Origin of the sequence: Caulobacter mirabilis (genome assembly GCF_002749615.1) — a bacterium.
Taxonomy (GTDB): Bacteria; Pseudomonadota; Alphaproteobacteria; order Caulobacterales; family Caulobacteraceae; genus Caulobacter; species Caulobacter mirabilis.
This window is the reverse complement of sequence record NZ_CP024201.1, coordinates 389,893-409,129: the sequence shown is the minus strand read 5'-3', so window position 1 is coordinate 409,129 and position 19,237 is coordinate 389,893. Positions and strand designations below refer to the sequence as shown.

The following is a 19,237-nucleotide window of genomic DNA, read 5'->3' as shown; positions in this document are numbered from 1 at the left end:
ATCCAACTTAGGAGCATTAGTTAGGCTATACTGACGTTCTGCGGCAAACAGCGCCGCATGTCGCTCCTCCCCGTCTTCTTCAAGGGCTTCGCCCTCGCCGCCGCCCTGATCATGGCCATCGGGGCCCAGAACATGTTCGTGCTGCGCCAGGGCCTGCGCCGCGAGCATGTCGGGGCCATCGTGCTGTTCTGCGCCACCGCCGACGCGCTACTGATCACCGCCGGGGTGCTCGGCCTGGGCGCTCTGCTGTCACTGGTGCCGAACCTGGCCCTGACCCTGACCCTCGGCGGCGCGGCCTTCCTGACCTGGTACGGCCTGAGCGCCTTCCGCCGCGCGCTGGGATCCGGAGCGATGGTCCTGGCCACGCAGCCGACGGTGTCGCTCGGGCGCGCCCTGGCCGGCACGGCGGGGTTCACCTTCCTGAACCCGCACGTCTACCTGGACACGGTGGTGCTGATGGGAACCGTCGGCTCGGCCCAGCCCGCCTCGGCCCAGCCGGTCTTCATCCTGGGCGCGGCCGCGGCCAGCCTGTCGTGGTTCGCGGCCCTGGGCTACGGCGCCCGCTTCCTGGCTCCGGTGTTCACCAAGCCCAAGGCCTGGAAGGTGCTCGACCTCTTCGTCGGCGTGACCATGTTCTGCCTGGCCGGCGGCCTGGTGCTGAAGGCGATGAGCCTCCTCTAGATCCCGAGCGTTCCGAGCACGAAGTCCGCTCGCGCCGCCACGTCGGTCCTCGGCAACTCCGCACAGCGGTAGCCGAGCCGCTCGTAGGCCGCGACCAGCGGCCCGTACTCCTCCAGCGCCGCCTTGAAGCCGTGCCGGCGCTCGGGATCGGTCGCGAAGATCTCCGGCCAGGGCGGCGCGACGAAGACCGCCCGGTTGTAGCGGCAGCGGCGCACCGCACCCGAGATCGTCGTGGGGACCGGGCGGCTGGTCCGCTCCATCCAGGCCAGCTGATCGATCGGGCTCCGGTCGAAGAAGGCCGGCCCCGGCAGGCCGGCAGCCTGGATGCGGAAATGCAGCGACCGCGACACGGCCAGCTCGGCGAACCTCTCCGGATCGGTCCAGGGCAGCGCGTCGCCGCCGGTCCAGTCCTGCTCCTTGACGATCTGCCGCCCGGCCTCCGGAAACACGGCGAAGCCGCGGCGCGCCAGTTCCGCCAGCAGCGTCGACTTGCCCCCGCCGGAACAGCCGGTGATCACGATGAACCGGTCGACGTCACGCTCGGCGGCGGCGGTGTCGTAGGCGGCTTCAAGGGACATGGGAGTGCTCCTGGAATGAATTGACCGCGCCTTCCTTCACTCGGTCACCCTCGCGCTCGTCGCGAGGCCCCGTGCGCGATGAGGCGGACAGAAGGACGGGGGACATGCTCCGAAGGTGCGTGTCCCCGGAAGCGCGGCTAACGGGGACACGCACCCTGCGGGAGCATGTCCCCAGACCGCTCAGTCAATTTTTGACGATGGAGTCAGAAAGCGATCCGGGACCCAGAAAGGACTGAGCCCGTTGCGGGGGATAATCGCAACGGGCTCAGCTTTTTCCTCGATCACTCGATCCAAGCGGGCGTTTCCTCCCCGAAACGCCGAGAGGCCCGAACTCTCTGGGGTTCGTGTGCCTCGCGCACCGTCAAAAGACGACACATCCCCTTCTGTGTCAAGCAACCGGGTGCGGCTTACGCGCAAGAAAATGCGCTTGGAGGCCAGAAAAAGACGCCTTCGTTGGACTCCGCCGTCAAAAGAACGACGGAAACACGGGCATATTTGACCCTATCGTCAAATTTACGCCGTCACGCGACTCGCCAAAGCCTCCGCGGCCTCCGAGACCGGCTCGAACAGATGCTCGGGACGACTCGCCGCGACCGGACCGATATCGGCCTCGGCCAGGGCGGCCTGGGCGGCGAGCAATTCGCCCTCGGCGATCAGCAGGCCATTGGCCCGGGGCCGGGCGCCCCGCGCGACCAGGTCGGCCAAGGCCGTCTTCGCCGCCTCGTCCCGCTCCGCCGGCCAGACCAGCATGACCGACCCCTTGGCCCGGCCGCGCGCCTCGACCAGACCCATCAGCCGCCGCACGACCATCAGCCGCTCGGCGTCCCAGTCCGCCGCCAGCGAAGCGGCCAGCCGAGCCTGGCTCTTCAGGATCACGCCGTCGCCGAGGATCTTCAGGTGATTGGCGGCCAGGGTCGCGCCCGTGGTGGTGATGTCGACGATGATCTCCGCCGCGCCCGAGGCCGGCGCCCCCTCGGTCGCCCCGCCCGACTCGACGATGCGGTAGTCGGCGACGCCCGCCCGGGCGAAGAAGGCGCGGGTCTGGACGATGTACTTGGTCGCCACCCGCAGGCGGCGGCCGGTGCGGGTCAGGTGCAGGTGGGCGACCTCCTCCAGATCCGCCATCCCGTCGACGTCCAGCCAGCTCTTGGGCACGGCCACGACCAGGTCGGCCCGGCCGAAGCCCAGGGCGCGCAGCAGCATCACCCGGCTGTCCAGGTCGGCGATCCGCTCTCGCAGCAGATCCTCGCCGGTGACGCCCAGGTGGATCTCGCCGCTCTCCAGCGCCGCGGCGATGTCGGAGGCCGACAGCAGCCGGACCTCGATCTGCGGCAGGGCGTCGATCTTCGCCGTGTAGCCGCGGCTTCCCGACGGGGCGGAGACCGGCAGGCCGGCGTCGGCGAGCCAGGCCTCGACCTGTTCCTTCAGGCGTCCCTTCGAGGGGATCGCCAGCACCAGGGGTCCGCTCATTCCTCGCCTCCCGCGAACGCCCGCGCCGGGCGGACCATGCAGCCGACAGCTCCCAGGGCCCGGCTTGCGCCCAGTCGCGAGGGCAGGCCGTCGTAGCGTCCGCCGGCGGCGGCCGGCCGCTCCTCGCCCAGGCTTGGGCTGCGCACCTCGAACAGGACGCCGTCGTAGTAGCCGAAGGCCCGACCGAAGGCCGCGGCGAAGGTCATGCGGTCCTCCGGCACGCCGCGCTCGGCCAGCCGGGCCAGGCGGCGGCTCCAGCCTTCCAGGGCCTGGTCCAGCGTGTCCCTGGCCGGGCCGGCCAGACGCAGGACCTCGTCCAGGGCCGCGCGCGGCGCCCCCGAAACCGCCAGGAAGCCGCGCACGGCGGCGGCCTCGGCCGGCGACAGGCTCGGCGTGCGCGAGGCCTCGGCCCGCTCGGCCAGGCGCTGGACGATCTCGTCGGCCGGGCGGGCGCCGACCGGCTCGATGCCGGCGATGGCCCAGAGCTGACGCAGGGCGCCCGCGCCCTGGTCGGCGGAGACGCCTTCCAGCGGATTGACGAACCGCTCCGGCCGCTCGCCCGCTTCCGCCCGGTCCAGCTCGGCGGCCAGCAGGCGCGGCCGGGTGAACAGCCGCTTCAGCCGGGCGGCCAGGGCCGGGGCCAGGGCCAGGCTGTCGACGAAGGCCCCGAACAGGGCGATGTCGCCGAAGGTGATGGTCAGGTCGTCACGTCCCCCGGCGGAGGCCGAGCGCCAGGCCAGCCCGGCCGCCTCGGCGTCGGACTCGGCCGGATCGCCGTTGCCGAAGATCTCGACGCCGATCTGCAGGAACTCCTCCGCGCGTTGCGAGCCCTGGGGCGAGGCGCGGAAGGCCTTGCCCTCGTAGAAGTAGCGTCCTTCCAGGGCCTGGCCCTGGATGTGCGCGCGGGCGACCGGGATGGTGAAGTCCGGCCGCAGGGCCAGCTCCTCGCCGCCCTCGGCCTGAACCACGAACAGGCGCGGACGCATCGCCTCGCCGGTCAGGTCCAGGAGCAGCGCCAGCGGCTGCAGGACCGGGACCTCGACCGAGACCGCCCCGGCCTCGGTCAGCGGCGCGCGGATGGCGGCCAGAGCCGCCGGCGGGATCGGCGGCTCCAGCCTCATTGGGCGGCGTCCACGATCTTGCGCACCACGGCGACCAGGTCGGCGCGGGCGACGGTCTGCTGCCCGGGCCGCTCGGCGCGCCAGGCGGCGTTGTCGGTCATGCCCCTGGCCAGGTCGCGGCCGAGGTCGAGGTCCTTCACCGTCGCCGTGCCGGCGGCGAACTCGTCTTCGCCGATGATCACCGCGGCGGGCGACAGGCGTCGGTCGGCGTACTTCATCTGGGCCTTCATGCCGGAAGCGCCGAGGTAGACCTCCGCCGGGACCCCGCCCGTCCGCAGCTCGGCGGCGACGGCGAAGTAGTCGGCCATGCGGCTCTGGTCGAAGGCGATGACGACCACCGGACCGCGGTTCTCGCCGGCGACCTCACGGCCGGCCGCCTTCAGCGCCGCGGCCAATCGCGAGACGCCGAAGCTGAAGCCCGTCGCCGGGATGCGTTCGCCGGTGAAGCGGGCGACCAGGTCGTCGTAACGGCCGCCGCCGCCGACCGACCCGAAGCGGATCGGCTTGCCCTTCTCGTCCAGGGTCTCGACCTGCAGGTCGGCCTCGAACACCGCCCCGGTGTAGTACTCCAGGCCGCGCACGATCGAAGGGTCGAAGCGGGCCGAGGCCTCGTCGACGCCCAGCCCCTTCAACGCAGCGACGATGGCCTCCAGCTCCCGGAAGCCTTCCAGCGCGACCTCGGCCTTGGCGAACGCCGCGTTCGCGAGCTGGTCCAGCGGCGCGCCAGCCACGGCCATGTCGAGGAAGTCGAGCACCAGGCCGGCCGAGGCGGCGGACAGCTCCGCGCCCGGGGTGAAGGCGCCCGACTCGTCCAGACGGCCTTTGCCGAGCAGGTCGGCCACGCCCTCGCGGCCGAGACGATCCAGCTTATCCAGCGCCCGCAGCACGATCAGCTTCTGGCGGCCGTCGGAGACGCCGGCCGTCTCGAGCACGCCGTCCAGGATCTTGCGGTTGGAGAACTTCAGCACCGCCCCGCCTTCGGGCAGGCCCGCCGCCTTCAGCCCGGCCGCGGCCATGGCGATGATCTCGGCGTCCGCCTCGGGGCGCGCAGAACCGACGGTGTCGGCGTCGCACTGGATGAACTCGCGGAAGCGGCCCGGCCCCGGCTTCTCGTTGCGCCACACCGGCCCGAAGGCGTAGCGGCGGTACGGCTTGGGCAGCGTCTCCCAGTTCTGCGCCGCGAACCGCGCCAGCGGGGCGGTCAGGTCGTAGCGCAGAGCCATCCACTGCTCATCGTCATCCTGCAGCGCGAAGACGCCTTCGTTCGGACGGTCGCTGTCGGGCAGGAACTTGCCCAGGGCGTCGGCGTACTCGAAGGCGCCGGTGTCCAACGGCTCGAAGCCCCAGCTCTCGTAGACCCTGGAAACGGCCTCAACGATACGGCGCTCGGCGCGCAGGGTGGCGGCGCGTTTGTCTGCGAAACCGCGGGGCGCGCGAGCTTCAGGACGGAAGGTCTGGTCGGTCATCGGTCGGCTCTACATTCGGTCGCTTGCGGGGCCGGATGGAGCCGTCTGACCCCATCCGCGTCGGGCGGGGTCGGAGGGAGTGCGCCTTGGCTCTAGGCCGCGCGAACCCGTTCCGTCCCGCGAGGGAAGGCGTGGTGGTGCGCGTGGTGATGGTGCGAGACGCGGGTCATCGGAGCGGGCCTATAGCGCAGGACAGGCGCGGCGGCTAGCGGCAGAAGCTGTTCATTCTGGCGACATAGTCCTTCATCGGCCAGTCGATGCCGACGGCCAGGCGACGCGCCTCGACGGCGTCGGGATCTTCCAGCGTGTCGGCGCGCCAGTCCCCGGGCCCGGCGCAGCGGCCCTGGGTGGCGTAGCGCTGCGGCTTGCCGGTGTTCACCGCCACCCGGTCGTAGAGGTAGGCGTAGCCGCTGGCGGTGGTCTCCTTGGCCGCCAGTTCCGCCTCCAGCACGGCGAGCATCCGCTGCTGGAAGGCCGGATCGTCGTCGGCGTGCTGGACCAGGTTGCGCGCGGCGTCGTCGGCCTGCTGGCCGTCGCGACTGATGCGGAACCAACCGCGCTCGGCGATCGTCTTCTTGAGCCAGACGAGGTTGGCCTCGTCGATCAGGCAGATCTCGCGATCAGCCTTGGCGTCATAGAGATCGAGCGCGGCGTCCGACGCCTGAGGCGCCAGGAAATGCCGGGCGGAGAAGCCGATGCTCATCCGGGCGAAGTTGTCCTCGGCGTTGCGGCGAAACAACTCGGCCAGGATCGGGTCCTTGGCCTCGCGCGCCATCTTCAATCGCCGCGCGACGCCGTTCAGCTGTTCGTAGGGCGACGCCTCGCCCGAAAAGAGGATGCGTTGCACCGACTGCCGTTTCGCCTCCAGACCCTGGGCCTCGGCGTTGGCGCGGCTCCAGTCGGCGGCGGTCTTGACCTTGCGGGCGGAGGCGACGCCCCTGAGCAGCGCCTGCTCGGCCTCGGTCCAGCAGCCGGTCGGCCGCGCGTCCTTCCAGGCCACGTCGTCGGCGATCCCCCGGCGGCGCAGCAGGTCGCGCTGCACCCGGCCTTCGGCCGCCTTCAGCCAGGCGTCCGCGTCGGGCTGGTCGCGCAGCTGACCGAAGTCGTAGGTCAGCGGATCGGTCTTGCCGGCCAACAGGTCGTCGATCGGGTCGGCCAGGGCCGCACCCGCGATCAGTGACGCCGCCAGCGCCGCCGCCAGAACCTTGCCGATCATTCGCCCTATCCTCCGACCGGGCGACCACAGCAGCCGCCGGTGGCGAAAAAGCGGCTAGCCCTTCAGGCGCGCGATCAGGGCCGCCGTCGAGGCGTCGTGCTCTCCCGCGGAACCGCCCTCCAGCTCGGCCAGGACCTTGTTGGCCAGGGTCTTGCCCAGCTCGACGCCCCACTGGTCGAAGCTGTCGATCTCCCAGAGCGTCCCCTCGACGAAGACCTTGTGCTCATAGAGGGCGATCAGCGCGCCCAGGGCGTAGGGCGTCAGGCGATCCAGCAGGATGAAGCTCGACGGCCGGTCGCCGGGGAAATGGCGGTGCGGCTCGGCGGCGTTGGCGGCGCCGACCATCAGCGCCTCGGCCTGGGCGATGGCGTTGGCCAGCAGGATCACATGCTGCCGGGCAGGGCCTTCATCGCTCCTGGCCACCGCCACGAAGTCTACGGGGATGATGTCGGTCCCCTGGTGGAGCATCTGGAAGAAGGCGTGCTGGTCGTTGGTGCCGGCGTTCCCGAACACCGCGGTCGAGGTGGCGTGGGCGACGGGCGTCCCCGCTTCGGTGACCCGCTTGCCGTTCGACTCCATCTCCAGCTGCTGCAGGTAGTTGGCCAGCAGGCCCAGGCGTTCGGCGTAGGGCTCGACGACACGGACCGGACGGCCCAGGCCGTTGCGGTTGTAGATATGGGCCAGGGCCAGCAGCACCGGGGCGTTGCGCTCCAGCGGCGCGCGGCGGAAATGGTCGTCCATGGCGGCGGCGCCGGCGTGGAGCTGTTCGAACGCCTCCCAGCCCAGGCCGATGGCGCAGGACAGGCCGACGGAAGACCAGGTCGAATACCGTCCGCCGACCCAGTCCTCGAAGCCGAACACCCGCTCCGCGGGGATGCCGAAGGCGGCGCAGGCCTCCAGGTTGGTCGAACAGGCGACCAGGTGGCCGTCGCCGACCTCGCCCAGCGCGCCGCGCAGCCAGGCCTTGGCGGCCGCGGCGTTGGCCATGGTCTCCTGGGTGGTGAAGGTCTTGGAGACGACCACCACCAGCGTCCGCGCCGGGTCCAACGCGGCCAAGGCGGCGGCGATGTCGGACGGGTCGACGTTGCCGACGAAGGTCACTTCGATGCGGCGGTTCAGCGGCTTGAGCGCGCGCCAGACCATGCGCGGGCCCAGATCCGAACCGCCGATGCCGATGTGCAGCACCTGGGTGAAGGCCTGGCCCGTCGCGCCCTTGTAGGCGCCCGAACGGACCTGGTCGACAAAGGCCTTCATGGCCGCCCGGACGCCTTCCACGCTCTTGGAGACCGGGCGTCCCTGGGCTTCGAAGGCGGCGCCGTCGGGCGCGCGCAGGGCCATGTGCAGAGCGGCGCGGGTCTCGGTGACGTTGACCGTGTCGCCGCCGAAGAAGCGGTCTCGGCGCGCCTCGACCCCGCCTGCCCGGGCGAGGGCGATCGCGGCCTCGAAGCCCGCTCGGCTCCAGGGCTGCTTGCTGAGGTCCACCGACAGACTGGCGGCTTCCACCGTCAGCCGCTTCAACCGGTCCGGCTCGGCCTCGAAGAGATCGACGATGCGGCGTTCGCCATCGGCGGCGGCGGCGGCTTCGAGCGCGGTCCAGGCGGCGGCTGTGTCGGTCATAAGCTCTCCCTGCGGTAGGACGGCGTTTACCCTGTTGCGCCTACCAGATGACATCGTTTTTTCGCCAGGAGGCGCGCCCATGTCCTGCGACGCCATCGCCCTGTCCGCCATGCTCTGGTTCGCCGCCGCCTCGCCGCAGGCGGCGCCGCCCGTGGCCGCCCCCGCGGTCGCGACCGCCCCGACCTCCGCCCTGGCCCAGGAGCCGCTGTTCGCCGACATCGTCGGCCGCGCCGGCGCCCTGAAGGGCCAGGTCGAAGCCTGGAAGGGCAAGAGCGTGCTCGACGGCTTCGACGGCTTCAAGGTCAAGCTGGGCGAGCTGGCCGAGCTGGATATGAAGGGCCACCGCCTCCTGGCCGAGCGCGGCACCGACGGCGACCTGAAGTGCATCCTGCGCGGCATCGCCGAGGACCTGCCGGTGCGGCTGAAGGACGTCGAGACTGCCGGCGACCAGGCCGCCCGGGACAACGCCCTGCGCGAGATGGTCTATCTGCTGCGCGACAACGTCGAGGTGATCACCACCCCGCCGTCGGTGACCTCGGGAACGCAAGGGCTGTAGGCGCTGCGCGCCAAGCCTTGCAAATCGCTCGCAGTAGCGACTACAGACGCGCCTGATTTCGAGTATCGGGGGCGTCGCGCGTGGCAGTTCGGTTCAACAGGCGGGTCGCAAGCGCGGGCCTGGCCTCCTTCGTCGCCCTCGCGGCGTCTCCCGTCGCAGCCGAGCAGACTAGCGCCGTCGACGTCGGCGAGATCGTCGTCACCGCCCAGCGGACCAGCTCCCAGGTCAGCGCCCCGACCCACCAGGTCACCACCCTGAAGCGTGAAGAGATCGAGGCCGGCCGCGCCGTCTCCGACACGCTGTCCACACTCCTCGCCAAGGCGGTCCCGGGCCTGGCCGATTCCAGCCGCACCATGACCGACTACGGCCAGACGCTGCGCGGCCGCGGCGCGCTGATCCTGGTCGACGGCGTTCCCTACAACACCAACCGCGACAGCTCGCGGAACCTGATCAGCGTCGATCCCAGCGACATCGAGCGGATCGAGGTCCTGCGCGGCGGCAGCGCCATCTACGGTGGCGGCGCCACGGGCGGCATCATCTCGATCAACACCCGCCCGGCCGGCGGCCCGCTGCGTATCGAGACCACCCTGTCCGGCGTCGCGGCGCTGTCAAACCTGACCGGCGACGGCGTCGGCGGCCGCGTTCAGCAGTTCATCTCGGGCCGTGCGGGCGACGTCGATTTCGCCCTGAACGGCGGCTACCAACGGATCGCCGCCGGATACGACGCCCACGGCGATCGCCGCGCGCCGGAGCCCAGCCAGGGCGACCTGATCGACAGCGACGCCTGGAGCTTTGGCGGCAAACTGGGCCGCCGCATCGGCGAGACCGGCTATCTGCGCGGCTCGCTCGGCTACTATCGCGCCGACCAGGACACCGACTACGCCGCCGACCCGGCGGTCGGCCGCCTGCCGCCCGGCGCCGCCAACGCCCGCCCGCTCAAGGGGCTGGAGCTGGCCGAGCAGAACCAGGTCCGCAACACCATCGTGACCGCCGGCTACACCGACCGCGACATCCTCGGCAGCCGGGTCGATGTCCTGGCCTACTATCGCGACCTGTTCGTCCGCTTCACGCCGTTCGACGCCCGCGCAATCGCCAATCGTGGCCGCAACGTCGATCAGGTCTACCAGAACACCAAGACCGTCGGCGCGCGCCTGACCGTGGACACGCCGCTTGGCTCAAACACCTCGCTCAGCTGGGGCGGCGACCTCGGCCGCGAGGTCAGCGACATGCCATTGGACGTGTTCGACCCGGCCGCCTACGACGCCAGCGGCGGTCTGGTCTTCCGGCGCACCGGAACCCTGATCTTCATGCCGGAGCTGACCACCGACACCCAGGGGGCGTTCGTCCAGCTGCAGCATCGGTTCTCGGACCTCGTCTCGGTGCAGGGCGGCGTGCGCTACGATCGCGCCGAGGCCTCGTTCGACACCTTCACGCCGCTCTCGCAGTATCGCGCGCCGTCGCCCGTTCAGATCCAGGGCGGGACGATCAGCTTCGACGGCTGGACCTACAACCTCGGCGCGGCGCTGACTCCGGTCGAGGGGCACGAGGTCTACGCGGCCTTCTCACAGGGCTTCCAGCTGCCGGATATCGGCCTGCAGCTGCGGGGCGCCAACGCCGGGTTCAACCTCGCCAACTCCTATCTCCAGCCGGTGAAGATCGACAGCTACGAGGCCGGCTGGCGCGGCCGCATCGGCCCGGTCGCGGGAACCCTCGCCATCTTCCGGACGTCCTCCGACCTGGGCGACGTGCAGACCTTCAACAACGGCCTGATCCTGCTCCGCACCGCCGAGCGCGTCGACGGCGTCGAGGCGTCGTTCGACGTCGGCCAGGGCGGCGACGCCTGGCGCTATGGCGGCGGCGCGACCTATCTGCGCGGCCGTGAACGCCTGCAGACGGCGACCTCCTGGCGCAACATGACCGGCTACCGCATTCCCCCGCTCAAGCTCACCGCCTATGTCCAGTATGCGCCGACCGACCGCTGGGACGTCCGGCTCCAGGGCCTCTATTCAGGCGAACGTGACTATCGCCTCGACGGCGTCGCCAGCTTCGGCCGACGCGAGGTGAAGAGCTACGCGGTGGTCGACCTGATCGCGCGCTACCGCCCCAACGACCGCGATACGGTCACGGTCGGCGTCGAGAACCTGCTCAACACCCAGTACCTGCCGGTCTACAGCCAGCTGCTGCGCAGCAGCACCAACACCAGCCGCGTGCCCGCCAACGGCGCGACGCTTACGGTCACGTTCAAGCGGAGCTGGTAGCCCGGCGTCGGCCTCACGCGTACTTCACCGAGCAGCCGTAGGGCTTGCTGAAGGCCGTCTGGACCGGCCGGCCCGCCTTGAGGTCGGCGAGGGCGGCGAGGACGTAGTTCTTGGCCCCGGCGATGTCCTCGACCTTGCTGGTCGGCTTGTCGTCGATGCCGCCCTGGTAGACCAGCCGGCCGGTCTTATCGATGACGTACATGTGCGGCGTGGTCTTGGCGTTGTAGGCCCGGCCGACGGTCCCCGACGGGTCGAGCAGGAAGGCGGTCGGCGCGGCGTTGTGGGCCTTGATCCAGGCCTTCGCCTGGGCGCCGTTCACCGCGCCCTGTTGGCCCGGGGCCGAGGAACAGACGCTGAGCCAGACCGCGCCCTGGGCCAGGGCGGCCTTCTGGGTGGCCTGCATGTTCCCCCGGTAGTGCTTCTTCACATAGGGGCAGCCCTCGTTCACCCACTCCAGCACCACGACCTTGCCCTTGAACTCGGCGAGGGAGCGGGTGCGGCCGTCGGCGTCCTTGGCCGTGAAGGCGGGTGCGGGGCCAGGGCCGGAGGCGGCCAGGGCGGCCGGGGCCGCGGCGAGAAGCGGAAGCGCCAGGGCGGCGCGACGGGTCAGGGTCATCGGTCAGGCTCCGGGCTTGCGGGCGGCGGCCCTGTCGAGGGCCTCGGCCACCATTCCATCGGTCAGCAGCTGAGGCAGTATGACCGGATCGGAGCCGTCGGCGCCATACACGAGATAGAGGGGCACCCCGGCCCGGCCGTGCTCGGCGAGCGCCGCGGCGATGGCGGGGTCGCGGTTCGTCCAGTCGGCCTTCAGGTAGACAGCGTTGTTGCGCTTCAGGGCGTCGGCGATGATCTTCCGGCCCAGCGAGGTGCGCTCGTTGACCTGGCAGGTCACGCACCAGGCGGCGGTGAAGTTCACGAACACCGGCCGGCCTTCCGCGCGCAGGGCGGCGACGCGCTCGGGCGACCAGGGCTCATAGGGAACCTCTGCGGTTTCGCCGGCCTTGCCCCCGGCGGACGCAGCCGTCGCGGGCTTCTCCGCGGCCAGCAGCCCGACCAGGACGATGGCGCCGACGAAAACCGCGGCGGCCAGGCCGCGCGTGATCGGCGCCGGCGGCCGGCGCTGGGCATGGCCCCACAGCCAGACGGCGAAGGCGGCCAGCACGCCGGCGGCCAGGGCGTAGGCCATGCCGACCGGACCGGTCTGCTGGCTCAGCACCCAGACCAGCCAGGCCACGGCCCCGTACATCGGGAAGGCCAGGACATGGCGCAGGGTGTCCATCCAGGGCCCGGGACGCGGCATCAGCCGCAGCAGACCAGGGGCGAACGAGAGCGCCACGAACGGCGCGGCCAGACCCAGGCCCAGGGCGCCGAAGATCAGCAGCGAGACCGCCGCGTTCTGGGTCAGGGCGTAGCCCATGGCCGAGGCCATGAACGGCGCCGTGCAGGGGGCGGCCACGACCACGGCCAGCACGCCGGTCAGGAAACTGCCGGCCAGGCCGCGCTGGCTCGCCAGACCGCCGCCGGCGCCCTGGATCGAGGTCCCGACCTCGAACACGCCCGACAGGTTCAGCGCCACCAGCAGCATGACCAGCGCCAGGGCGGCGACGGCGATGGGCGACTGCAGCTGGAAGCCCCAGCCCACGGCGGCGCCGCCGGCCTTCAGCGCGATCAGCAGTCCGGCGAGCGCCAGGAAGGTCGCCAGGACGCCGACGAGGTAGGCCAGGCCCTGCGCGCGGGCGTTGCGGGCGTCATGGGCGTGACCCGCCAGCGCCGCCGCCTTCATCGACAGCACGGGGAACACGCACGGCATCAGGTTGAGGATCAGTCCGCCCAGGAAGGCGAACAGCAGAGCGAAAGGGAGGCCTAGCCCGCCTTTCTCGCCCGCTGCGGAGACCGTCTTCGGCGGGGCGCCGAGGCCCGAGGCCCCAGCGGCCGGAGGACCGGCCTTGGCGCTGATCTCCCAGGCCCGATCGCCGAGCGACAGGACCCCCGCCAGCTCGGTCGGCGCCGGTCCCTGGGTGAAGGCGAAGCCGGCCGGCAGGGTCAGGGTCAGGCCGTCCGGCCCGCGCTCGATCGGCTGGGCCTTGGCGTGGTCGATGACCGTGCCGTCGAACGGGAAGAAGTAGGCGTCTCCGACGTCGGCGCCCTTCAGCGGATCGCCGGTGACGGCCAGCTTCACCGCCTCGCCCGAGGCCGCGAAGGTCGCCGCCAGGCCGGCCGGTTTGGGCGCGTCGGCCAGAACCGAGGCGATGCGGTCGCCCCATTTCGGGTCCGGCGTCGGCTGTTCTGCGACCGGCAGCGCCAGGGTCAGGGTCGCCTCCTCGGGCACGCAGATGTCGGCGCAGACCAGGAACACCACGTCGGCCTTGAGGGTCGCCGTCTCGCCGACCTTGGCCGTCGCCGGCACATGGATCGGCGTCGGCAGCAGCACCTCGTTGGAGTAGCCGTAGTTCATCAGCGGCCCGATCGGCTGGCGATGCGGCAACGGCCAGACGAAGTCTCCGGCCGTCCAGCCCGGCGGCAGGGTCCACTGGATCTTGGTCGCCTCGCCGCTGTCGCCCGGGTTTCGCCAGTAGGTGTGCCAGCCCTTGTCGATCTTCTGGCGCAGGGCGACGTAGATCGTCCCGCCCGGCACGGCGGACTGCTGCGGAACCAGCTCGGCTTCCAGGTGCCCGGTGTCGACCGGCGCGGCGGCGGCCGGAAGGGCGGAGGCCAGCGAAAACACGCCCATCAGGGCGGCGAGGAGACGGCGCATGGAACTCCTATAGCGGGACGGGACGCGGACGCGAAGGATACGCTTTGTCCTACGACTTCCCCTCGACTTCCGCTGGGGCGCCGCCATGATCGTTCGGCGAACCAAGGAGTCGTGGATGCCGGTCAATCGTCAGTGGATCCTACGCAAGCGGCCTGTCGGCGACATCGCGCCGGGCGACCTGGAGTTCGCCGAGACGGCCATCCGCCCGCTGGAGGCGGGCGAGGTGCTGATCCGCAACCTCTACCTCTCGCTGGACCCCACCAACCGGATCTGGATGAGCGACCAGGACCAGTACCTGCCGCCGGTCGAGCTGGGCCAGGTCATGCGCGGCGGAACCATCGGCGTGGTCGAGGCCAGCCGCTCGCAGCGCTTTCCCGAGGGGACGATCGTCAACGCCGGCCTATCCGGCTGGCAGGCCTACACCGTCGGCCACGAGGGCATGCTGAACGCCGTCCCCGCCCTGCCCGGCGTCCCCCTGACGGCCTACATGAGCGTGCTCGGCGCCACCGGCCTGACCGCCTGGTTCGGCATGACGGACATCGGCCGTCCGCAGCCGGGCGAGACGGTGGTGGTGTCGGCGGCGGCGGGCGCGGTCGGCTCGGTCGCCGGCCAGATCGCCAAGCTGCGCGGCGCGCGGGTGATCGGCATCGCCGGCGGCCCCAAGAAATGCGCCTGGCTGACCGACGAGCTCGGGTTCGACGGCGCGATCGACTACAAGACCGAGGACGTCGGCGCGGCGCTGGACCGGCTCTGCCCCAATGGGATCGACGTGAACTTCGAGAACGTCGGCGGCGCGATCATGGACGCGGTGGTCGGCCGGATGAACAACTTCGGCCGCATGCCCCTGTGCGGAATGATCAGCGGCTACAACGCCGAGGGCGCGGCAGGCGGTCCCTCCGACTTCGGCCGGGTGCTGATGCATCGCCTGCTGATCAAGGGCTTCATCGTCATCGACTACCTGCCGCGCGCGGCCGAGGCCTTCGCCGAACTGGCGCCGCTGGTCCTGGAGGGGAAGCTGAAGTGGAAGGCCCATGTCGTCGACGGGCTGGAGAACGCCGCCGACGCCGTCCAGCGCCTGTTCACGGGCGACCACGACGGCAAGCTGCTCGTCCGCGTCTCGCCGGAGCCCTGATCCATGCCGTCCAGCTTCGATGAGATCCAGATCGGCCAGGTGGTCAGCCTGGGCGTCGCCGCGGTGGACCCGCAGGCCCTCGAGACCTTCGTGAAGGCGTTCGCGCCGGGGTGGCCCGTGGAGCGCGGCGCGCCGGACGCGATGATCTTCGCCCTGTGGAGCCGCCTGGACGACCAAGCCGTCGCCGACTGGCCGCAGACCAAGCGCCTGGGCGTCGACGCCCTGCGCTGGGCGCGCAACCCTCCGGCGGGCGAACTGCTCCGGGGACGGATGACGGTGATGGGGAAGGACCCGGTGGGCGACGACAAGGGTATCGTCATCGCCCAGCACGATCTGCTCGACGAGGCCGGGCGCCTCGTCTTCTCCTGCCTGACCCGGAGCGTGTTCGCGAGGTAGGTCGCCCTACCTCGCGCGCACGATTGTCAGGCGTTGTTGGCCGCAGCCAGCTGGCGCTGGATCGCCGCGTCGGTGGCGATCGCGATCAGGCGATCCCAGCCGACCAGCGAGGTGATGTGGTTGTAGATCTTCTCGAGGGCGCCGTTGTCGCGCAGTTCGATCAGCTTGTCGCCCGGCAGGGCGGCCAGCTTCTGCTCGGAGACCGCGAAGTATTCGGCGATCTTGATCGGGGTGGTCGTGCCGTCCGGGTTCGGCTGGTTGTAGACCGCCTCGCGGGTGTCGAACAGGTCGAGGTCGGTCAGCAGCTGGACGAACGATTCCGTGCGGCGGCGCTCGGTCTCGAAGTCCTCGCAGAACTGGATGGCGTTCTTGGTGTACTCGGACGGCTCGCCGTCGTCGCCGAACAGCGGCTGGCTGCCTTCCGCGCCCTTGGCGACGAAGATCTGGGCCGGACGCTCGATGCAGACGACCATGCGGTTCTGGGCTTCATCGGCGGCCAGCACGAACGGATAGCGGCGGGTGTAGGCCGGGGTGTAGGCGCCCACGACGTACAGGCCGTCCTTCACGAACAGGTTCTCGCCGGCGTTCACGCCCAGCACCGCCAGCGGCATCTTCTGGTCGCCGCCGAAGATGATCGGGTAGCTGACCGCGGCGAAGCCGAACTCGGCGACGGTCAGCGGCACCACATGGCCTTCCGCCGCGAAGGCGAACGGCTTGTCCGGGCTGAGCACGGCCAACTCGCCGTGCAGTTCGCGGCTGAGCGGCTCGGGGTTCGTGTAGAACAGGAGAGACCCGCTGATCGGGCTCTGGGCAGCTTGGTTCGTGGCCATTCTAGTCTCTGTACAGGAGCCGCGTCGGCGTCTGGCGCGAGGGCAAGGATGAAGAAAAGTCGAGCGGGCGCTTCTAGCCGATCCCAGCAAACGCGGCAATGCGAGCTCCCGTCTTGCGCAACCCAGCGGCAACCGGCTTCAATCGGCGCAAGAATTCCAAAGGGGAACCGTCCATGCCCATCGCCTATCCCGAGATTCTGTCGCTCTCCAGCGAGCCCCAGTCGTTCGCCTGGACGGACAAGGAATCGATGCTCTACGCCCTGGGCATCGGCATGGGCTCCGACCCGATGAACGTGCAGGAGCTCCCGTTCGTCTACGAGAGCGGCCTGAAGGCCGTGCCGACCATGGCCACCACCGTCGCCTGGGGCGCGGGGCCAAGCGTCGGAAAAATGGGCATTAACTTCCTGCTGGTCGTGCATGGCGAGCAGAAGGTCGAGTTCCACAAGACCTTCCCGACCGAGGCCCAGATCACCGCAGAGGGTCGTGTCATCGGCGCCTATGACAAGGGCGACAAGGGCGCGGTCATCTACAATGAGACCGTCCTGAAGGACGCCAAGACGGGCGAGAAGATCGCCACCCTGACCGGTTCGACCTTCGCCCGCGGCGACGGCAACTTCGGCGGCCCCTCGGACGGCGCGCCGGAGCCGCACGAGGTTCCGGCCCGCGCGCCGGACATGTCGCTAGATTTTGCGACAGCGCCGAACCAGGCGCTGATCTACCGGCTGAGCGGCGACCGCAATCCGCTGCACTCCGATCCGAACATCGCCAAGGCGGCGGGCTTCCCGCGGCCGATCCTGCACGGGCTGTGCACCTACGGCGTCACCTGCCGCGCGGTGCTGCAGGCCTACGCCGACTTCGACCCGTCGAAGATCAAGAGCCACCAGATCCGCTTCTCCAGCCCGGTGTTCCCCGGCGAGACCATCACCGTCGATCTGTGGAAGGACGGCGACGTCGTCTCGTTCGAGGCCCGCGTGAAGGAACGCGGCGTGACCGTCGCCAAGAACGGCAAGACGGTGCTGGGCTAGGAAAGCAACCGGGTGGGGGACATGTACCTTCGGTAGATGTCCCCCAGTGATCAGAACCGATAGCTGAAGCCGGCGCGAATGTTCCGGCCGGCCTGGGGCGCGATGTCCTTCAGGTAGGAGGCGTGCTCGCGCACCTCCTCGTCGGTCACGTTGCGCACTTCCGCGAAGAGCTTCACGCCTTCCAGGGCCGGCGGGGTCCAGGTCGCGCCCAGGTTCAGCACCGTATAGGCGTCGGTCGGCAGTTCGTTCTCCGACACGCGGTCCTGCTTGGCGACGCGGCGGACCTCGACGCGGCCAGTCCACTGCGGCGCTTGCCAGACCAGGCGGCCGGTGACGCCGACCGGCGGGATGCGCGAGGGCGGGCCCATATCCGAGCTGGCGCGGACATAGTCGGCGGCGCCTTCCAGCGACAGGCTGCGGTCGCCGTCGCTCCACAGCCGGTAGGCGGCCTCGGCCTCGAAACCGTGGAAGGTGGCGTCGGTCTGGACGTAGCGATAGACCGCCAGGCCGTCCTGCTCGTCGCCGGTCGGGACGACGTCGATGAAGCCGTCGTACTTCACGCCGTAGACGTGCAGGTCGGCCGAGAAACGATCACCGCCGTAGTGGACCGTACCCTCGATCGAGGTCGCCACTTCGCTGTCCAGGGTCGGATCGCCGATCTCGAAGCCGCGGGTGGCGACGTGGGGACCGTTGGCGAACAGCTCCGACTCGGTCGGCGCGCGCTCGGACCGGGTCACGCTCAGGCCCAGGAACCAGGGATCCTTCGGCCGGAAGAACACGCCAGCCGAGGCGGACAGGTTGTCGAACTCGCGGGTGAGCGTCGCCGTCTTCAGCTCGCGGCGGTCGAGCCGCAGGCCGCCTTCATAGCCCCAGCGGTCAAGATCGACGCGCTGCAGGGTGAAGACGCCGTACTCGGTGATCTCGGTCTGCGGGACATAGGCCTCCTCGCCCCGGGCGTCGAAGTTGCGCTTCAGGGCCTGGACGCCGACGGCGCCGTCCCAGCCGCCGCGCTTGACCTGGACCAGCTCCAGGCGGCCTTCCCAGCCGTCGGAGAAGAACTGGGTGCCGGTCTCGCCGCCCTCGAACTCGGTGTGGGTGTAGTCGGCCCAGCCGCCGCTGAAGCGCAGGGTCGCGAACGGCCCCATGTCGCCGTTCCACTCGCCGCGCAGGTCGACGCGGGTCTGCTTCAGGCCGATGGTGACCGGACCCTCTTCCTCGTGCTCGTGGTCATGGTCGTGATCGTGGTCGCCGCCCTCATGCTCGTGGCCGGGCACGCCATAGGTGGTCTCGGTCCGGCGGACGGAGGCGCCCAGGTAACCTCGATCACCGACATAGGTGACGCCGGCGCCGTAGGCGTCCAGCTCGACGGCGCTGTTCTCCAGGCGCTTGGGATAGGGCCGCTCGGGCGTCTCGCCCTCCTCGGCCAGGAGCCGCTTCGATTCCGGATAGACGGGGATGCGGTAATCGTCGCTCTCGCGGTGGACGCCGTCGACCGTGAAGACCCAGGGTCCGGTCGTCGCGGTCAGCGAGCCCGACACCGCCGCGCCGTCGTCGACCGAACTGGCCGAGGCGTTGATCCGGCCGGACAGCGGCTGGCTCGGCAGTTTGCGGGCGATGCGATCGTCGATGACGTTGACCACGCCGCCGATGGCCGAGCCGCCGTACTGCAGCGCCGCCGGGCCGCGCAGAACCTCGACGCGCGACGCCTCGCCCGGGTCGGCGGCGACCTGGTGGTCCGGCGACAGGGCGCTGGCGTCGATCAGGCCGACGCCGTTGTTCAGCACCATCACCCGCGGGCCGGCGAGACCGCGCACCACCGGTCGGCTGGCGCCGGGACCGAACGACGTCGAGCGCAGGCCCGGGAGATCGGCCAGCATGTCGCCCAGGCCGGCCGGCGCCTTCACGTCCAACTGGTCGCGGTTGATCACATCGATGCTGGTGGTCGCCGAGTCCAGCGAGACGGCGAAGGGCGCGGCGGTGACCACCAGCTCTTCGACCTCTGTGGTCTTCGGCGCTTCGGCGGCGACGGCCTGGCCGGCGAGCAGGGCCGATCCGCTGATGGCGGCGAACAGGACGGAACGATGACGCATGGCGGGACCTTGGGGAGGAACACAAACAAGAGATCGTTATGAAATA

Annotated in this window: 16 protein-coding genes; 6 read left to right on the top strand and 10 right to left on the bottom strand. The window is 70.5% G+C overall.

What is annotated here, in order from left to right; translation table 11 throughout:
* Positions 1 to 57 precede the first annotated feature (57 nt).
* Entirely contained in the window at positions 58 to 681 is a 624-nt protein-coding gene (locus CSW64_RS01975; protein ID WP_099620519.1) for a LysE/ArgO family amino acid transporter, read from the top strand.
* Here the strand turns inward: CSW64_RS01975 and CSW64_RS01970 are convergent.
* The 6 genes from CSW64_RS01970 to pgi form a co-directional block, all read right to left on the bottom strand.
* On the bottom strand, positions 678 to 1,259 hold the full coding sequence (locus tag CSW64_RS01970; RefSeq protein ID WP_099620518.1) for an AAA family ATPase: 582 nt from the start codon (positions 1,257 to 1,259) through the stop codon (positions 678 to 680). The genes CSW64_RS01975 and CSW64_RS01970 overlap by 4 nt on opposite strands.
* 513 nt (positions 1,260 to 1,772) lie before the next feature.
* On the bottom strand, positions 1,773 to 2,729 hold the full coding sequence (gene hisG / locus CSW64_RS01965) for an ATP phosphoribosyltransferase (protein WP_099620517.1): 957 nt from the start codon (positions 2,727 to 2,729) through the stop codon (positions 1,773 to 1,775).
* Positions 2,726 to 3,850 (bottom strand): ATP phosphoribosyltransferase regulatory subunit, encoded by a 1,125-nt coding sequence (locus CSW64_RS01960; protein WP_099620516.1) that lies wholly within the window; start codon positions 3,848 to 3,850, stop codon positions 2,726 to 2,728. The genes hisG and CSW64_RS01960 overlap by 4 nt, the downstream gene beginning before the upstream one ends.
* Positions 3,847 to 5,316 carry a histidine--tRNA ligase gene (gene hisS / locus CSW64_RS01955; RefSeq protein WP_099620515.1) on the bottom strand — a complete coding sequence of 490 codons (1,470 nt, stop codon included), beginning with the start codon at positions 5,314 to 5,316 and terminating at the stop codon, positions 3,847 to 3,849. Before hisS ends, CSW64_RS01960 begins: the two co-directional genes overlap by 4 nt.
* 205 nt (positions 5,317 to 5,521) lie before the next feature.
* Entirely contained in the window at positions 5,522 to 6,532 is a 1,011-nt protein-coding gene (locus tag CSW64_RS01950) for a DUF6624 domain-containing protein (protein WP_099620514.1), read from the bottom strand.
* Positions 6,533 to 6,586: 54 nt separating this feature from the next.
* The gene (pgi, locus tag CSW64_RS01945) at positions 6,587 to 8,149 is read right to left on the bottom strand and encodes a glucose-6-phosphate isomerase (protein ID WP_099620513.1); all 1,563 of its coding nucleotides are present in this window, start codon (positions 8,147 to 8,149) and stop codon (positions 6,587 to 6,589) included.
* A 79-nt stretch (positions 8,150 to 8,228) separates the two neighbouring features.
* On the opposite strand from pgi, the gene CSW64_RS01940 reads away from it, so the two are divergent.
* Together CSW64_RS01940 and CSW64_RS01935 are read left to right on the top strand one after the other, a co-directional pair.
* On the top strand, positions 8,229 to 8,705 hold the full coding sequence (locus CSW64_RS01940; protein WP_099620512.1) for a hypothetical protein: 477 nt from the start codon (positions 8,229 to 8,231) through the stop codon (positions 8,703 to 8,705).
* Positions 8,706 to 8,785: 80 nt separating this feature from the next.
* Complete coding sequence (locus tag CSW64_RS01935; protein WP_216361221.1) at positions 8,786 to 10,963, top strand: TonB-dependent receptor; 2,178 nt, start codon at positions 8,786 to 8,788, stop codon at positions 10,961 to 10,963.
* Positions 10,964 to 10,976: 13 nt separating this feature from the next.
* Here the strand turns inward: CSW64_RS01935 and CSW64_RS01930 are convergent, their stop codons facing one another.
* On the bottom strand, positions 10,977 to 11,579 hold the full coding sequence (locus CSW64_RS01930; RefSeq protein WP_099620511.1) for a thioredoxin family protein: 603 nt from the start codon (positions 11,577 to 11,579) through the stop codon (positions 10,977 to 10,979).
* A 3-nt stretch (positions 11,580 to 11,582) separates the two neighbouring features.
* Entirely contained in the window at positions 11,583 to 13,718 is a 2,136-nt protein-coding gene (locus tag CSW64_RS01925; RefSeq protein WP_245863801.1) for a protein-disulfide reductase DsbD family protein, read from the bottom strand.
* Between the two features lie 115 nt (positions 13,719 to 13,833).
* Here CSW64_RS01925 and CSW64_RS01920 point away from each other — a divergent pair, with 115 nt between their 5' ends.
* Positions 13,834 to 14,850, top strand: coding sequence for an NADP-dependent oxidoreductase (locus CSW64_RS01920; protein ID WP_099624077.1), 1,017 nt, complete (start codon positions 13,834 to 13,836; stop codon positions 14,848 to 14,850).
* A gap of 3 nt (positions 14,851 to 14,853) precedes the next feature.
* Positions 14,854 to 15,246 carry a hotdog family protein gene (locus CSW64_RS01915; protein WP_099620510.1) on the top strand — a complete coding sequence of 131 codons (393 nt, stop codon included), beginning with the start codon at positions 14,854 to 14,856 and terminating at the stop codon, positions 15,244 to 15,246.
* 26 nt (positions 15,247 to 15,272) lie between these two features.
* On the opposite strand, the gene CSW64_RS01910 is transcribed toward CSW64_RS01915, so the two are convergent.
* Entirely contained in the window at positions 15,273 to 16,076 is an 804-nt protein-coding gene (locus CSW64_RS01910) for a SapC family protein (RefSeq protein WP_099620509.1), read from the bottom strand.
* A 173-nt stretch (positions 16,077 to 16,249) separates the two neighbouring features.
* Between CSW64_RS01910 and CSW64_RS01905 the strand changes: the two genes are divergently transcribed.
* Positions 16,250 to 17,101, top strand: coding sequence for a MaoC/PaaZ C-terminal domain-containing protein (locus CSW64_RS01905; RefSeq protein WP_099620508.1), 852 nt, complete (start codon positions 16,250 to 16,252; stop codon positions 17,099 to 17,101).
* 50 nt (positions 17,102 to 17,151) lie between these two features.
* Here the strand turns inward: CSW64_RS01905 and CSW64_RS01900 are convergent, their stop codons facing one another.
* A complete protein-coding gene (locus CSW64_RS01900) occupies positions 17,152 to 19,191 on the bottom strand; it encodes a TonB-dependent receptor (protein ID WP_099620507.1) in 2,040 nt (679 codons plus the stop codon).
* Between the last annotated feature and the right edge of the window lie 46 nt (positions 19,192 to 19,237).

Coding starts and splice junctions, on each gene's coding strand:
- hisS (WP_099620515.1), bottom strand. CDS start 5,316: ATGACCGACCAGACCTTCCGTCCTGAAGCTCGCGCGCCCCGCGGTTTC.
- pgi (WP_099620513.1), bottom strand. CDS start 8,149: ATGACCGACACAGCCGCCGCCTGGACCGCGCTCGAAGCCGCCGCCGCC.
- CSW64_RS01925 (WP_245863801.1), bottom strand. CDS start 13,718: ATGCGCCGTCTCCTCGCCGCCCTGATGGGCGTGTTTTCGCTGGCCTCC.
- CSW64_RS01920 (WP_099624077.1), top strand. CDS start 13,834: ATGCCGGTCAATCGTCAGTGGATCCTACGCAAGCGGCCTGTCGGCGAC.
- CSW64_RS01970 (WP_099620518.1), bottom strand. CDS start 1,259: ATGTCCCTTGAAGCCGCCTACGACACCGCCGCCGCCGAGCGTGACGTC.
- CSW64_RS01940 (WP_099620512.1), top strand. CDS start 8,229: ATGTCCTGCGACGCCATCGCCCTGTCCGCCATGCTCTGGTTCGCCGCC.
- CSW64_RS01910 (WP_099620509.1), bottom strand. CDS start 16,076: ATGGCCACGAACCAAGCTGCCCAGAGCCCGATCAGCGGGTCTCTCCTG.
- hisG (WP_099620517.1), bottom strand. CDS start 2,729: ATGAGCGGACCCCTGGTGCTGGCGATCCCCTCGAAGGGACGCCTGAAG.
- CSW64_RS01975 (WP_099620519.1), top strand. CDS start 58: ATGTCGCTCCTCCCCGTCTTCTTCAAGGGCTTCGCCCTCGCCGCCGCC.
- CSW64_RS01900 (WP_099620507.1), bottom strand. CDS start 19,191: ATGCGTCATCGTTCCGTCCTGTTCGCCGCCATCAGCGGATCGGCCCTG.
- CSW64_RS01905 (WP_099620508.1), top strand. CDS start 16,250: ATGCCCATCGCCTATCCCGAGATTCTGTCGCTCTCCAGCGAGCCCCAG.
- CSW64_RS01915 (WP_099620510.1), top strand. CDS start 14,854: ATGCCGTCCAGCTTCGATGAGATCCAGATCGGCCAGGTGGTCAGCCTG.
- CSW64_RS01950 (WP_099620514.1), bottom strand. CDS start 6,532: ATGATCGGCAAGGTTCTGGCGGCGGCGCTGGCGGCGTCACTGATCGCG.
- CSW64_RS01930 (WP_099620511.1), bottom strand. CDS start 11,579: ATGACCCTGACCCGTCGCGCCGCCCTGGCGCTTCCGCTTCTCGCCGCG.
- CSW64_RS01960 (WP_099620516.1), bottom strand. CDS start 3,850: ATGAGGCTGGAGCCGCCGATCCCGCCGGCGGCTCTGGCCGCCATCCGC.